We start from the raw sequence: 14338 nt of genomic DNA on the forward strand, positions 1-14338 counted from the left end.
AAACCAAACAAAAGGAGATGGAACAAGTGGAAAACGTAAAACTAGCGATTATTTATTATAGTTCAACAGGTACAAACTATCAGATGGCGAAATGGGCTGAGGCTGGTGCGAAAGAAGCTGGCGCTGAAGTCAAAATATTAAAGGTTCCTGAATTGGCACCAGAATCAGTTGTTGCATCAAATCCAGCATGGAAAGCACATTTAGATGAAACAAAAGATGTCCCTGAGGTTCAGTTAAGTGACTTAGAGTGGGCAGATGCCATTATTTTCAGCATGCCGACACGTTTCGGTAACTTACCGGCTCAAATGAAGCAATTCTTAGATACAACAGGCGGTTTGTGGTTCCAAGGCAAATTGGCAAACAAAGCAGTGAGTGCGATGACATCTGCACAAAATCCAAATGGCGGACAGGAGCAGACAGTTCTAAGCCTTTATACAACCATGTTCCACTGGGGAGCTATTATTGCCGCTCCTGGATACACAGATGATTCCCTATACGGCGCAGGGGGTAACCCTTACGGTGTGAGTGTCACAGTGGACCAAAATGGCAAGATTCAAGAGGATGCAGAAGCTGCCGTGAAACATCAGGCGAAACGTACAGTGAATGTGGCAGAATGGATCAAAAAAGGTCAAAACGCTTAATAGATGTATAAAAAAAGAATGCAGCCTTGCCGCTGCATTCTTTTTTCATTAATAAGGATCTGAAGGTGTGCTGTTGTTGATCGCATCGTTTACAGCCTGTGCGACGCCTGTTGATCCAATTGGTCCGCTTGGTTCCTCTTGTTTGAAGGCTTTTAAGCCATCGGCCACACGTTTTCCATAGTCAGGATCAGCTTTTGTAAAGTTTTCGATCATTTGGTCTTGGATGTCTTTTTGGCAGGTAGCTAAGGTGTTGACTAAGTTTTTAATCAGTTCCTCACGTTCCCAATCATTGAAGCGGCGATAGGTTTCTCCCGCTTGTCCGAAATTGTTCGGGCGGTCAATGGCTTCTCGTTTGACTTCACCCTCTACAAAAGGCGTATGATCCTTTCCATCTTGCTGCGCTTCTTTTAATCCCCCTAGAATGGACGGTTCATAATTCACATGGGGGTTTTGTCCTTTTCCTTGATCCACATGATATTCCATTTGCCCATCTCGCTGATTGGTGGCAACATTCTTTTTCGGGGCATTGATCGGCAGCTGTAAATAATTTGGCCCGACACGATATCGCTGCGTATCAGAGTATGAGAAGGTACGTCCTTGCAGCAATTTATCATCTGAGAAATCTAATCCGTCTACAAGAACCCCCGTCCCAAAGGCAACCTGTTCCACTTCTGCAAAATAATTTTCTGGATTTTTGTTTAGCACCATTCGTCCGATCGGTTTCCATGGATAATCATCCTTGTACCAGAGCTTTGTCGGATCTAGTGGATCAAAGTCTAGATGGGGGTGGGTGTCATCTTCCATGATTTGCGCGTATACTTCCCATTCAGGATGATCCCCTTGTTCAATGGCTTCATATAAATCCTGTGTGGCATGATTAAAGTTTTCCCCTTGAATGGCCTGGGCTTGTTCTTGTGTCAGGTTCCGAATCCCTTGCTTCGGTTCAAAGTGATACTTGACCAGTACTGCTTTTCCTTCATGATTCACCCATTTATAGGCATGGACGCCAGAGCCTTGCATGTGCCGGTATGTGGCAGGAATACCCCATGGTGAGAAGAGAAATGTCACCATATGTGTTGCTTCAGGTGATTGTGAAACGAAATCAAAAATGCGCTCTCCATCCTGACGATTGGTGACAGGGTCAGGCTTAAAGGCATGAACCAAATCAGGGAATTTCAAAGCATCTCGAATAAAGAAAATTTTGAGATTGTTCCCAACGAGATCCCAGTTGCCGTCTTCTGTATAAAATTTGATCGCAAATCCCCGCGGATCGCGTAAAGTTTCTGGTGAATGTCCGCCGTGAATAACAGAAGAGAATCGAACGAAGACAGGGGTCTTTTTTCCTTTATCTTGAAATAATTTGGCTCTTGTATAAGTGGAAATGGGTTCGTCACCGAATGTACCGTAGGCTTCAAAGTATCCGTGTGCGCCGGCACCTCGTGCGTGAACGACACGTTCAGGGATGCGTTCACGATCAAAATGACTGATTTTCTCTAGGAAATCGTAGTTTTCAAGCGTAGTCGGTCCTCTATTCCCAACGGTTCTCATGTTTTGATTATCTGTTACCGGGTGACCTTGTCGATTCGTCAAGGTTTCTTCTGACTCTGAAGATGATGTAGGCTGTTGTTCTTCTTTCAAGGTAGAATCCCTCCTTCAATTTCTCCCTAACAATATGGCCATGTTGCTCCCTATTTCATACAAGGATTGATATAATGAGTGAAAACTTTTATGAGGAGCGGGCCTAATGATTCGATTGCACTGCCTTCACGCACATCCATCTAATATTTCTTACATTGACGACGCTTTCTATGACACAGGATTTGATCTGCATCACATCGTCGATTCATCATTTATGGAACGGGCCAAACAAGATCCCGATTTTGATCTTCACAAGCAGCAAACCTATGCCATCAGTAGCCTGATGCAAGAGCGGGAGGCGGATCTGATCTTATTAACGTGTACTCAATACATTGCGGCATTGGGGGATCAGCAGCACCTTTTTAAACAACCGATTGTTCCGATAGATGAGCCGTTATTCGAGCAGATTTGTGAGAAAAAAGGGCCGCTTCAGTTAGTGTTTTCAAACCCAGATACAGTAGAAGGCACGATGAATCGGCTGTATTCATATGCAACAGAGCGGGAAAAGCAGGTTGAAGTAGAAATGGTTGTGATGGAGGATGCCTTTCATCTTTGCCTAGATGGTCATATGCAAGCTTATGACGAGCGAATCAAGGAGCAGCTGAAAAGATGTATGAAGCAAAAAAACGGAGACATTTGTGTGATGCAGCTCTCGATGGTTCACGCTGCCCAGCAGGTGGAGGAGGAGACAGGCATTTCTATCATTCATCCGCTGTCTCCACTAAAATCCTTTGTTCATCAAACAATAGCGGCTACGAAAGAGTGAACCCAACAGGTTCGCTTTTTTTGTATAGAAAGATACATACTTTGACATGGTAAAAATAATCGAGCGCAAACTATTTTGAAAGAGTGCGCGTCTATCCGATGTAAGAAATAACAGATGCGCATTTAAGATAAAGGAGCTCTTTGTAAAATGAAGAAACGAAAAATAGACGATCAATTTGCGGATTACGTCATGGAGCATAAACACAGTTTTTATCGGTTGTCCTATAGCTATGTCAAAAACCCGGAAGATGCGATGGATGTCGTTCAAGAGGCTATTCATAAAGCACTCAAATCTGTCCACCGACTAGAGGATGCAAGCAAAATGCATAGCTGGTTTTATAAAATCGTCGTGAATGCTGCGCTAGACTTTTTACGAAAGAAGAAGCGGGTGCAGGTGACAGATGATGACACACTTGAATTCTTATCAAAGGGCGAATCGGATGTCTATGAGGATCAAGATGTCAGACGGGCCATAGAAGATTTGCCGGAGATGTATCGGGTCATCATTATATTGAGATTCTTTGAAGATTTAAAACTAGAGGACATTGCTCATATTCTCGAAGAAAATGAAAACACCATTAAAACAAGATTATATAAGGCGTTGCGGCTTTTAAAAGTAGAATTATCCCAGGAGGAAATATAAATGGATAAGCATTTGGAACAGTTAAAAGAGGGATATTTAGAAATCCCTATCCCGCCAGAATATGATGCTATGGTTGAACGAACATTGAAGCGAAAAAATAAAAGACTACACTTTCAGCAATGGGCCATTGGACTCGCCGCTGCGGCTGCTCTTTTTGTGACCACTGTGAATGTCAGTCCACAGGCAGCAAGAGCGATCTCAGAGGTACCTGTCATTGGTGAGCTTGTGAAAGTCGTGACGTTCACAGAATTTAAAAAGAGCAATCAGGGAACAAATATTGATCTCAAAACACCACACGTTTCAGGGCTTGGGGACGGGACATTACAAGACAGCCTGAATCAAAAATATTTAGCTGAAAACAAAAAGCTGTATCAAGATTTTGAAAAGGAAACCAAGGGCTATCAAAATGGCCATTTGAGTGTTGAGAGCGGGTATGAAGTGAAAACGAACAATGATCAAATTCTCTCAATAGGCCGGTACAAAGTGACCACTGAGGCTTCAGCGGCAGAAGAAATGACGTACGATACGGTTGATAAGAAGAACCATGTACTCCTTACATTACCAAGCTTGTTTAAAGATGAGCGTTATATTGATGTAATTAGTGAGAACATTAAAGAACAAATGAAAAAACAGATGAAAGAGGATTCCAATAAGATTTACTGGATCGGCAAAGAGGATATGGACCCATTTAAGAAAATCCAGCCGGAACAAAGCTTCTATATCAATTCGAAAGGCAAGCTCGTGATTTCCTTCAACGAATATGATGTGGCGCCTGGCTACATGGGGGTGGTTGAATTCACGATTCCAACAAGTGCTCTAAAGGATATTCTCGTCAGCGATGTGTATATTCATTAAAAAGAAGACATACAAAAAAGGCTGCTGAACGGGGGTCAGTCCCCGGGTCAGCAGCCTTTTTTTATTGATTAAGAAAGAGCGTCCGTAAGTGCAGGCACGACTTGTTTCTTTCTTGATACGACACCTTTGAGTAATGCCGTGTTGTTTTCAAGCTTGACGTTAAATGCTTTTTCTACTTTTGCTGCTTCAGCACCAAGTGCAAGCGCAAGAGAGTCATTTTCTAGAATGTCTGTGATCACTAGAACAAATAGATCAAGGCCTTTCGCTGTAATGACTTCATTGATTTTTGCTTCAATGTCAGCTTGTCTTGCTGTGACTTCAGCGATATCCACTGTATTCACTTGAGCAATTTCGACTTTGCTGTTCCCAAGTGCAAATTCTTTTGCATCAAGTGTGATTAATTCTTGAACCGTTTTTTGGCTTAGGTCAGCGCCTGCTTTCAGCATGTCTAAACCGTATACTTCAGGGTCAACTCCTGCGATTTTTGCCAGCTCATGCGCAGCATCAATATCTTGCTGTGTGCATGTTGGGGATTTGAAAAGTAAGGAATCAGAAATGATCGCAGATAAAAGCAAACCAGCGATTTCTTTTTCGATTGTGACTTGATGCTCTTTGTACATTTTGTTTAAGATCGTTGCTGTACAGCCAACTGGCTCAGCACGATAGTAAAGAGGTTCACTTGTTTCAAAGTTGGCAATGCGGTGATGGTCAATGACCTCGGTTACTTGTACTTGATCAATATCGCTTACACTTTGCTGGAATTCGTTATGATCGACAAGAATGACTTGTTTTGTTTCGTTGGCAGCCGTTTCAATAAGACGCGGTGCTTCTTGTTTAAAGAAATCTAATGCATATTGTGTTTCTCCATTGATTTCTCCAAGTCTGACAGCTTCTGCCTCAGTGCCGATTTTGTTTTTTAGATCAGCGTAAGCGATAGCAGAGCAAATCGTGTCTGTGTCAGGATTTTTGTGTCCGAATACGAGTGTTTTTCCCATGTGAATTCTCCTTCTTACATTTATTGATGATGTTTCTATTCTAACAGCTTTTGACCTTGAATTCAGGGTTTATAGCTAAGAATAATCTAAAAAATTGTAACATGCTGTCTGAAAACTTGCATGCACTCATCCATATAAGTGTTCCACGTGAAACGTTCCGAGAATAGCCTGCATTTTACTTGCGATTTGCCGCTATGGTAAAATAAAGGTTGGGGCAAGATATGACGGAGCTTACATCGCACGTATACATAGAAGTACACATTGAGCAAGATATAGACAAATGATTGGATAGAGGTGAAGGTGTGAAACAAACAAAAGCGTTAGTAGAAGGCGCTATCATGATCAGCATTTTTGCGGTGATGACGTTGTTTTATTTGTATGTGCCGCTATTATCCATTATTTTCTGCCTAGCTGCTCCGATTCCGATCATTCTCTATACAATCAGGCATGGCTTGAAAAAAGGAATTGCGGCTGGCGCTATTGGCATAGTGATCAGCTTTTTAATTGGGTCTATTAACGGGCTGATGAGTGCACCAATACTGATCGCTGTCGGAATAGGAATGGGTGTTTTCTACAGCAGGAGGCAGCCAGGTAATGCCATCATTACCGGTGCGCTGATTTATTTATTCAGTTTTCTCATCTACTTTGTCGTCAGTGTCCAGCTTTTCCAGATAGATATACTTGGTGCTGCTAAAGAATCAATTGACCAAATGATGCCGATGGTAGAGAGTGTCTTAAAGCAATCCGGCGCTTCTGAACAGGACATAGCGAAACAACTCAAGCAGTTTAGAGAGATGCAGGATACGGCATTAAGTGCTTTACCTGTCACGCTGCTTATTTTTGTCACGCTGGTGTCTTTTGTGAATCATTGGTTCGTTCGTCCCTTGCTCAAACGGTTTGTTCCAGACATGCCAGTCCTGAAGAAATTTAAGGATATGCGTCTGCCAAAAAGCATGGTATGGTATTATTTACTCACACTGCTTTTGATGCTGATTCAGTCAGAGAAAGGCAGCTTTTTATGGCTCGTGCAAACGAGTGCGTTTCAAATTTTATATATACTGGTGCTTATTCAGGGCTTTTCTTTTATCTTCTATTATTGCCACGAAAAAAACATCTCAAAAGCGGTACCCATTTTCGCTGTCGTGTTAACGGTTTTCTTTCCGCCGATCGGTGTGATTGTGCGAATTATAGGGATTGCTGACATAGGCTTTGATTTAAGAGAAAAAGTAAAAAACAAATAATTCACTCTGAATGTTGAGGAGTTGATATCAGTGCCAAGCTTCTATAGAAAACCTGTCATCAAGTATCCGATCTTCGCGTTAATTGTTCTTGCGGTGGTCACAGTCCTCCTCAACCTTTATTTTAATTGGATCATAGGAGCGGTTGGTCTTTTAGTCCTTGCAGGTGTGCTTTACTTCTTAAAGTGGGCAGATACGCAAGTGCAAAAAGAGATTGATTCATATATTTCAACATTATCCTATCGAGTCAAAAAGGTTGGAGAAGAAGCATTAATGGAGATGCCAATTGGTATTATGCTGTTTAATGACCAGTATTATATCGAATGGACCAATCCATTTCTCGCTTCGTGCTTTCATGAAAGCACACTTGTCGGCAGATCCTTGTACGATACATTTGAGTCAATTGTGCCTCTGATTAAGCAAGAGGTCGAGACAGAGAATGTGACGCTGAATGACCGGAAATTCAAAGTCATTATTAAACGGTCCGAGCGCCTTTTATATTTCTTTGATGTCACGGAACAGGTGCAGATTGAAAGGCAGTACGAAAATGAACGAACGGTGTTATCGTATATCTTTTTAGACAATTACGACGATGTCACGCAAGGTCTTGATGATCAAGTGCGCAGCGCCATTAATAGTGAAGTGACATCGCTGTTAAACAATTGGGCACAAGAATATGGCATTTTCTTGAAAAGAATTTCATCTGAACGATTTATGGCGGTATTAAATGAGAGCATCTTAGCAGAGCTTGAAGCGTCGAAGTTCTCCATTTTAGACGAGGTCCGTGAGAAAACAGGGGCACATAGCGCAACGCTTACCCTTAGTATCGGAATCGGTGCGTCGGTTCCATCTTTAAAAGAGCTTGGAGCGCTTGCCCAATCGAGTCTTGACCTTGCCCTCGGACGAGGCGGGGATCAGGTAGCCATTAAACAGCCGAATGGGAAAGTGAAATTCTACGGCGGGAAAACCAATCCAATGGAAAAACGGACACGAGTGCGCGCGCGGGTTATTTCTCATGCATTAAAAGAAATTGTATCTGAAAGCGGTAATGTCATGATCATGGGGCATAAGTTTCCCGATATGGACTCAATTGGTGCATCAATTGGTATTTTAAAGGTCGCTCAGGCCAATGGGAAAGAAGGCTATATCGTCATTGATGCCAATCAGATTGGAGATAGTGTTCAACGCTTAATTAGTGAAATTAAGAATTATGAAGAGCTTTGGTCACGTTTTATCACACCAGAGGAAGCCATGGAGCTTGCAAAGGATGATACATTGCTGGTGGTCGTCGATACACACAAGCCGTCTCTTGTCATGGAAGAACGACTGCTCAATAAAATTGAAAATGTCGTTGTCATTGATCACCATAGACGTGGTGAGGAGTTTATCCGTGATCCTTTACTTGTCTATATGGAGCCTTATGCTTCATCTACAGCAGAACTTGTAACAGAGCTGTTAGAGTATCAGCCGAAGAAATTGCGGATTAACATGATTGAGGCCACCGCCCTTCTTGCTGGGATCATTGTGGATACGAAAAGTTTCTCACTGAGAACAGGGTCAAGAACTTTCGATGCAGCTTCTTACCTGCGTGCAAAGGGGGCAGATCCTGTCCTTGTACAAAAGTTTCTCAAAGAAACCGTCGATCATTACATCAAACGGGCAAAACTCATTCAGCATACAGAGCTGTATCAAAACCAGGTAGCGATCGCTTCATTGCCGTCTGACAGCTCTGAATATTATGATCAAATTACGATTGCACAGACAGCTGATTCTCTCTTGTCAATGAGTGAGGTGGAAGCGTCATTTGCTGTCGCTAGACGAGATGACGACACCGTATGCATTAGTGCAAGATCATTAGGGGATATCAACGTTCAAATTATTATGGAAGCATTAGACGGCGGCGGTCATTTGACTAACGCTGCGACCCAGATTTATGGTATAACCATTGAAGAAGCGGTAGAGAAGTTAAAAGCTGCCATAGACGAATATTTCGAAGGAGGGGTTCAAAGATGAAAGTGATCTTTCTAAAAGACGTAAAAGGCAAAGGGAAAAAAGGCGAAGTGAAGAATGTAGCTGACGGATACGCTCACAACTTTCTCATCAAACAAGGGTTAGCTGTTGAAGCAACTCCAACGAACCTAAGTGCATTGGAAGGGCAGAAAAACAAAGAGAAAAAGAATGCCATCCAGGAGCTTGAACAAGCGAAACAACTCAAAGAAACACTTGAGGCGTTAACAGTGGAACTCACTGCAAAATCAGGTGAAGGCGGTCGTCTGTTTGGATCGATTACAAGCAAACAAATCGCTGATAAATTGCAAAAAGATCATCAAATCAAACTCGATAAACGTAAAATCGAGCTGAATGATGCGATTCGTGCGTTAGGATACACAAATGTACCGGTGAAGCTTCACCCAGAAGTACAAGCAACGTTAAAGGTGCATGTGACAGAACAAGCATAAACAGAACAGACCCCGTCTCCTCGTGAGACGGGGTCTGTTCTGTTTAAGAAGGATCGGATATAGAGACATTTCGCCCGGCACGCATGCCTGATAAGAACATGAAGAATAAAATGACGATAAAGATGATAATGGATGGTGTCCATGAATGGCTGAAATCAAAGAGAATACCGATCATGAAAGGGCCAATAGCGGCTAATAAATAACCGAGAGACTGCGCCATTCCAGAAAGGGCAGCTGCTTGTTCCATATGGGTAGTCCGTAGTCCAATAAGTGTGAGGGCAAGACTAATACTGGCCCCTTGTCCAATCCCGATCAATAAGACAGAGATCACAAGAATAGGCGTAGATCCTCCGAGAAGAAGACCGATCATGCCTAATAAATAAACGAGCACAAGGCCGCACACAAGCGGTCTTTGCGTTTTTAATTTTTCTGCAAAAACGGGTGTTAAAAAGGTCGATGGCAGACCAGCGAACTGCATAATAGACAGCATCCATCCAGCTGTTGAGAGGTTCATGCCATGAGATGTCAAAATATCAGGAAACCATGCAATGCTGCTATAGAAAAGAAATGATTGCAAGCCCATAAAAAAGGTCACCTGCCATGCGACACGTGAACGCCAAATCGGCTGCTCTGTGAGCGAAATGCTTTTCGCAGCTGCTGTGTTCTGATGAAGAAGCTGAGGCGCCCAAACCATCATGGCCATAAGCGCAAGTCCAGCCCAGACAAGAAATGACGTATTCCAGCCGCCGGGCAACGCATGACTGAGCGGAACACTGACACCTGATGCAAGTGCAGCAAAGACGGACATCGAGGTTGTATACACGCTTGTCATCAATCCAGCATGTGCAGGGAATTTATGCTTCACGAGCCCCGGTAAGAGCACATTACAAATCGCAATTCCTACGCCGACTAGCGCCGTTCCCATCATTAAAAAGGTGATTGTGCCAAACGAACGAATGACAATCCCAAAGAGCAGGACAGCAAGCCCAAGCCAAAGTGTTCGTTCATTCCCAAGACGTTTTCCCATTTTAGGTGCAATGGGAGATAGCAATGCGAATGAGAGCAGTGGTAATGTCGTGAGGAAACCAGCAAGTCCATTTGAAAGCTGTAAATCAGAACGAATGGCGCCAATCACAGGGCCAACGGACGTAATGGCAGGGCGCAGGTTAAAGGCAATGAGTAAAATCCCGGCAATCAGCAAAATGGTTTGCCCTGTACTGCGAGGATGAAATGTTGATTTTTCTAGTTGTTGTTCCATGAATGTAAACTCCTTTATTTCTTTAAGAACGATCTTTCTTCTGTTCAAGCTCCGCTAATTTAGCTAATAAGATGTGCTGTGGCATATGCATGATTTGCTCTAACGGTACATTGAGTGATGCGGCAAGCTTCTGTGCGGTATCGGCTGAGATTTGTAAAGGTCTCATGCGCAAATCCCTCCTCTTTCAATCTATACGTTCCAATATACCATATCGGCTTTGTACCTTGCTGATAAAAAATTAGCGTTCTCTATTATAAAACCACTTGATGGCCGATAAGAAATTTTTTTGAAATTGTTTCCGATGATGGCCCTCTCCTTGTTCGATGTGATAGTGCAGCTGCCATTCCGGCACCCCTTTCTGTAATAAAAGGTCATGTAGTTGTTTGTTGAATAAAGGCATGTGCTGTTGAGCAGATGTTTTGCCTTTCCCTTCTTCACTGCCTACAGACAAATAAATAAGGTGATCCACAACACATTGAATGCTTTGTTGTTTAGCAAACGGTAGAAAATCTTGATACCAAAATGACCCGGAGATAGATGCGATACGTTGAAAAAGGGTAGGGTGCATCAATAGGGTATAAATAACAAATAGCCCACCTAGTGAAGCACCTACGTGGCTATGTTCATGACCGGTCTGTTTGACTGGGTATTCTCTTTTGATATATGGAAGCAAGTCATTTGCTAAAAATGACACATATGTCTGTGCCTCACCTTTAAAGTCAGGGAATCTAGAACGCAGTGATGATGCTTTCCATGGTGTATATTCGTCAAGTCGATTGAAGGGGTGTATGCCGACGATGATGATTGGCGAGATGGTTTTGGCTTCAATCATGCTTTCGATCTCTGGCAGGTGGGTTCTAAACAAAGAAGAGCCATCTTGTACAAAGACAGCTGGAACATCAATAGAGGTGTCCGGTGGAAGGTAAATATCGAGCTGCCGCCCGTTCAATTCGTCATATAGAAACGTTCCGTTCATGTGTATTCTCTCCTTCAAGTTTTCAAGCTCCGCTGAAAAGAAGAACAAAGGGCTAAAATGTTTAGCCCTTTGTCAAGATGCGCATCTTTTTAGTTGTTTTGATCTAACCATTTGACAGCCTTATCAAGGAAGGTTGTTTTGCTTAGTGCTGTTCCTCCTTGAAGCATAGGGTCAACGACATTTTCATTGATGTGCCCATTTTTCACAGCTTTTAGGCTTGTCCAAATTTTATTTTGTTCTAAGTCCTTCAATGCATTTGGATTCGATGAGTTTTCCTCTTTAGAGAACTGAACAAAAATATAGTCAGGATTTAGTTCGCCTAGGCGCTCCAATGAAATCATTGCTTGTGCTTTGGCTTTTTTGACATCACTTGGTGCTGTAAACCCTAAGTCCCCATATAAAGTAGAGTTGAAGTATACATCTTCAGGGTACACGTACAGGTCGCCTTGTCTAATGCGTAAAATGACAGCTGTTTTGTTGCTGCTTTTGTCTTTCAGGGTTTCTTTCGCTTGTTTAAGATCTTTCTGATAATCAGCAATGCTGTTTTTTGCTTCTTTACTTTTTCCAGTCAGCTCACCGAGCAATAATAGATTGCTTTCCCAGTCAGACGAGACATGAGATACTGGGATCGTCGTTTGAACTTTATCTAGTTTTTTAATTGTTGCAGGCGGGAACTTGGTTGATCCGAGTATCACGTCTGGTTTTAGTTTTAAGATTTTTTCTAGGTTCGGTTCTGTTTTTTCCCCAATGCCTTCTGTTTTTGCTGTAATGTCTTTAAATAATTCAGGGAAAGTGCCGCCGACAGTAGAAGCACCAATAGGCTCGATACCAAGTAGTTTTGCATCTTCCATCGATTCTAGGCTTCCAGCAATGACGATTCGTTTCACTGGTGTTTTCAGTTTGTACGTTTGATCTAAATATTGGATGTTTGTTTCTGCTGCTTCAGCTGACTTGCTTTTGGTTGTGTTTGAAGCCGGTTTATTTTCTGCAGCACCACAGGCTGCTGCGGTGATCGTCATGATACAAAGGATAAGCAATGCAAACCATTTTTTCATTTGTTTTCCCCTTTAAATGATAATTGTTCTCAATTAAAGATTGTAGTAGTCTTTCATCCTTTTATCCATAGACAATGATCTGTCTAGTGATGGACTTTTTACGGAAAAAAAAGATAAAAGGTCCTGAATGACTCGTTGATGACTAGCTGCTGTGTACTCACGCCAAGGGTCAGAAGCGAGTGGATAGACGGCTTGTTGCGTCACAGCCTTGAGATTTTGCCAAGCCTCCTGTTGCTTTAATTTTTGATAAAAAGCAATGGTTTTTGGTTCTTTATGCAACAAGAGGAAGATGGCATCTGGGTCTAACTGCTGTATAGAGTGAATGCTGATTTTTTTTTCGATGAGCTGGCCATCATTCTGAAAAGCTGGCAGAAGGCCAATTTCATGAAAAATTACTTCTGACATGGTGCGATTGACAGATAAGTAGAGCTGATCTTGAAAGATACGAAGAGGCAGGACAGTTCTTGGTGGATGATCAATAACGCATGCCTTTTTCGCTTGATTAACGAGTTTTTCGTAATGAAGCAGCCCTTCTTCTGCTTCCCTCGTTTCGTTTAAGAACAGAGCTGTTTGTCTGAATTGAGTGCGCCAATCCACTTGTGTGAATGGAACAAAGTGAACAGGACAGATGGTTTTCAACACTTGTTTTTCTTCCTCTGTCACATGATCATTGGCAATGATCAGCTCAGGTTGTGCTTCCTTTAATTGCTGTAAATTGGCTTCAGCGTGCTCGTTGATACGATGTGCACTCAAGTGAATCGGAATTTCTTCTGCATAATGCTCAAAATCATGTGCTGTCCATTTAGGGTGAAGAGGGGCAGCATATGGGATGATATGAATGGGTGTGAGCTGACCGAGTATGGAATGTCCATAGGCTGCGATTTTTCGCTGGCGGCTTCTCATATAAGTAGAAGGGGTTATGCCCATTTTTTTCTTAAAGATGCGGCTGAAATAATAGGGATCTTGATAGCCGATTTCCAGTGCAATGTCTTTGAGCTTTGCATTGCCTTTTGCCATTAACTGCTTGGCTCTAGCCATTCTTTTCTTGGTGATATAATCAGTCACACTCACATCAAAATGCTTTTTAAATAGCTCACTGTAATGGTTGGCGCTGATTCCAGCCATATGAGATAGACTTGTAAGGCTGAGAGGTTCTTCGGAATGTTGATCGATATATTGTTTTGTTTTGAAAAGGGCGTGTGCCGTGTCACAAATATCTTCTTTATGCAGTGTGAAAAGCTGCAAAATGAGCTGTTGAAAAAGAGTTTGACTTCTAAAAAAGCTAATGGATTCAGGCTTTTGCCATTCCTCTGTCATGTCGGACAGTAAAGAATGAATTTGTTCAATCGAGCTAATATCGATAAATTGCCACACATTCAGTAAAGAACGGGCATGATCAGTTGATACTTCTCCTATGTTTTGATCTTGCATCGTGTAGAGCTGAAAGCGAAACAGAAAGAGCTCGTGTTTTTGATAAGGTTCTGTTTTCAGCATAAATGTTTCCCCAGGCATGATCGTATAGAGTGTCATATGTTTCAATCGCCATTTTTGATCGTTCAATGTGAGTAAACCGCTGCCGCTTATGCTGAAAAGAAGGCAGAATGTATCTGATAGCTGCTGCTCCGTATGTGGAAGATCTGCATTATTTATTTTTTCAGTATATGTTAATCGGTAAATGCATTGTTCAGCATTTACCTTTGTACATAATTGATGATTGTTTCCCATAAAACCACCTGATCTCTTATTAATTGATAAACATTCTCAATTGAATTGTATCAGAAAGAGCTGGAAAATGGTGTGTTTATTCTGTCAAAA

At 42.2% G+C, this 14338-nt stretch carries 14 protein-coding genes; 7 read left to right on the forward strand and 7 right to left on the reverse strand.

Features of this window, described 5'->3' with window-relative positions; translation table 11 throughout:
• The first annotated feature begins 17 nt into the window (after nt 1-17).
• A complete protein-coding gene (gene wrbA / locus BK049_RS08410) occupies nt 18-641 on the forward strand; it encodes an NAD(P)H:quinone oxidoreductase (RefSeq protein ID WP_051009120.1) in 624 nt (207 codons plus the stop codon).
• A gap of 48 nt (nt 642-689) precedes the next feature.
• On the opposite strand, the gene katX is transcribed toward wrbA, so the two are convergent.
• Nucleotides 690-2279, reverse strand: a complete 1590-nt coding sequence (gene katX, locus BK049_RS08415) for a catalase KatX (RefSeq protein WP_008359115.1) — start codon at nt 2277-2279, stop codon at nt 690-692.
• 106 nt (nt 2280-2385) lie between these two features.
• Here katX and BK049_RS08420 point away from each other — a divergent pair, with 106 nt between their 5' ends.
• From BK049_RS08420 to rsiV, 3 genes are all read left to right on the forward strand, one after another.
• Complete coding sequence (locus tag BK049_RS08420; protein ID WP_071168278.1) at nt 2386-3045, forward strand: hypothetical protein; 660 nt, start codon at nt 2386-2388, stop codon at nt 3043-3045.
• A 147-nt stretch (nt 3046-3192) separates the two neighbouring features.
• Complete coding sequence (locus BK049_RS08425; RefSeq protein ID WP_034323891.1) at nt 3193-3687, forward strand: RNA polymerase sigma factor SigV; 495 nt, start codon at nt 3193-3195, stop codon at nt 3685-3687.
• On the forward strand, nt 3688-4542 hold the full coding sequence (gene rsiV / locus BK049_RS08430) for an anti-sigma-V factor RsiV (RefSeq protein ID WP_071168279.1): 855 nt from the start codon (nt 3688-3690) through the stop codon (nt 4540-4542). It begins immediately after the preceding gene.
• A 68-nt stretch (nt 4543-4610) separates the two neighbouring features.
• Here the strand turns inward: rsiV and BK049_RS08435 are convergent, their stop codons facing one another.
• Nucleotides 4611-5537 carry a manganese-dependent inorganic pyrophosphatase gene (locus tag BK049_RS08435; RefSeq protein ID WP_008359122.1) on the reverse strand — a complete coding sequence of 309 codons (927 nt, stop codon included), beginning with the start codon at nt 5535-5537 and terminating at the stop codon, nt 4611-4613.
• Nucleotides 5538-5839: 302 nt separating this feature from the next.
• Here BK049_RS08435 and BK049_RS08440 point away from each other — a divergent pair, with 302 nt between their 5' ends.
• Genes BK049_RS08440 through rplI form a run of 3 tightly spaced genes read left to right on the forward strand, consistent with a single transcriptional unit; the run spans nt 5840 to nt 9234 of the window.
• Nucleotides 5840-6778, forward strand: coding sequence for a YybS family protein (locus tag BK049_RS08440; RefSeq protein ID WP_071168280.1), 939 nt, complete (start codon nt 5840-5842; stop codon nt 6776-6778).
• A gap of 30 nt (nt 6779-6808) precedes the next feature.
• Nucleotides 6809-8788 carry a DHH family phosphoesterase gene (locus BK049_RS08445; RefSeq protein ID WP_008359126.1) on the forward strand — a complete coding sequence of 660 codons (1980 nt, stop codon included), beginning with the start codon at nt 6809-6811 and terminating at the stop codon, nt 8786-8788.
• Nucleotides 8785-9234: a 50S ribosomal protein L9 gene (gene rplI / locus BK049_RS08450; RefSeq protein WP_008359128.1), complete on the forward strand. Its 450-nt coding sequence runs from the start codon at nt 8785-8787 to the stop codon at nt 9232-9234. The genes BK049_RS08445 and rplI overlap by 4 nt, the downstream gene beginning before the upstream one ends.
• Before the next feature lie 43 nt (nt 9235-9277).
• On the opposite strand, the gene BK049_RS08455 is transcribed toward rplI, so the two are convergent.
• The 5 genes from BK049_RS08455 to BK049_RS08475 form a co-directional block, all read right to left on the reverse strand.
• Entirely contained in the window at nt 9278-10492 is a 1215-nt protein-coding gene (locus tag BK049_RS08455) for a CynX/NimT family MFS transporter (RefSeq protein WP_071168281.1), read from the reverse strand.
• A gap of 22 nt (nt 10493-10514) precedes the next feature.
• Nucleotides 10515-10658, reverse strand: a complete 144-nt coding sequence (locus tag BK049_RS08460; RefSeq protein WP_008347524.1) for a YycC family protein — start codon at nt 10656-10658, stop codon at nt 10515-10517.
• A 72-nt stretch (nt 10659-10730) separates the two neighbouring features.
• A complete protein-coding gene (locus BK049_RS08465) occupies nt 10731-11468 on the reverse strand; it encodes an alpha/beta hydrolase (protein ID WP_008359132.1) in 738 nt (245 codons plus the stop codon).
• 89 nt (nt 11469-11557) lie between these two features.
• Nucleotides 11558-12523: an iron-hydroxamate ABC transporter substrate-binding protein gene (locus tag BK049_RS08470; RefSeq protein WP_071168282.1), complete on the reverse strand. Its 966-nt coding sequence runs from the start codon at nt 12521-12523 to the stop codon at nt 11558-11560.
• A gap of 33 nt (nt 12524-12556) precedes the next feature.
• Entirely contained in the window at nt 12557-14248 is a 1692-nt protein-coding gene (locus BK049_RS08475; protein ID WP_244887379.1) for a helix-turn-helix domain-containing protein, read from the reverse strand.
• Nucleotides 14249-14338 lie beyond the last annotated feature (90 nt).

It is taken from the genome of Bacillus xiamenensis, from assembly GCF_001857925.1.
GTDB classification, from domain to species: domain Bacteria; phylum Bacillota; class Bacilli; order Bacillales; family Bacillaceae; genus Bacillus; species Bacillus xiamenensis.

Excerpts from the sequence above, each read along its gene's own strand:
- wrbA (WP_051009120.1), top strand. The coding sequence starts at position 18 with ATGGAACAAGTGGAAAACGTAAAACTAGCGATTATTTATTATAGTTCA.
- rplI (WP_008359128.1), top strand. The coding sequence starts at position 8,785 with ATGAAAGTGATCTTTCTAAAAGACGTAAAAGGCAAAGGGAAAAAAGGC.
- BK049_RS08475 (WP_244887379.1), bottom strand. The coding sequence starts at position 14,248 with ATGGGAAACAATCATCAATTATGTACAAAGGTAAATGCTGAACAATGC.
- BK049_RS08470 (WP_071168282.1), bottom strand. The coding sequence starts at position 12,523 with ATGAAAAAATGGTTTGCATTGCTTATCCTTTGTATCATGACGATCACC.
- BK049_RS08420 (WP_071168278.1), top strand. The coding sequence starts at position 2,386 with ATGATTCGATTGCACTGCCTTCACGCACATCCATCTAATATTTCTTAC.
- BK049_RS08425 (WP_034323891.1), top strand. The coding sequence starts at position 3,193 with ATGAAGAAACGAAAAATAGACGATCAATTTGCGGATTACGTCATGGAG.
- BK049_RS08465 (WP_008359132.1), bottom strand. The coding sequence starts at position 11,468 with ATGAACGGAACGTTTCTATATGACGAATTGAACGGGCGGCAGCTCGAT.
- BK049_RS08460 (WP_008347524.1), bottom strand. The coding sequence starts at position 10,658 with ATGAGACCTTTACAAATCTCAGCCGATACCGCACAGAAGCTTGCCGCA.
- rsiV (WP_071168279.1), top strand. The coding sequence starts at position 3,688 with ATGGATAAGCATTTGGAACAGTTAAAAGAGGGATATTTAGAAATCCCT.
- BK049_RS08455 (WP_071168281.1), bottom strand. The coding sequence starts at position 10,492 with ATGGAACAACAACTAGAAAAATCAACATTTCATCCTCGCAGTACAGGG.
- BK049_RS08435 (WP_008359122.1), bottom strand. The coding sequence starts at position 5,537 with ATGGGAAAAACACTCGTATTCGGACACAAAAATCCTGACACAGACACG.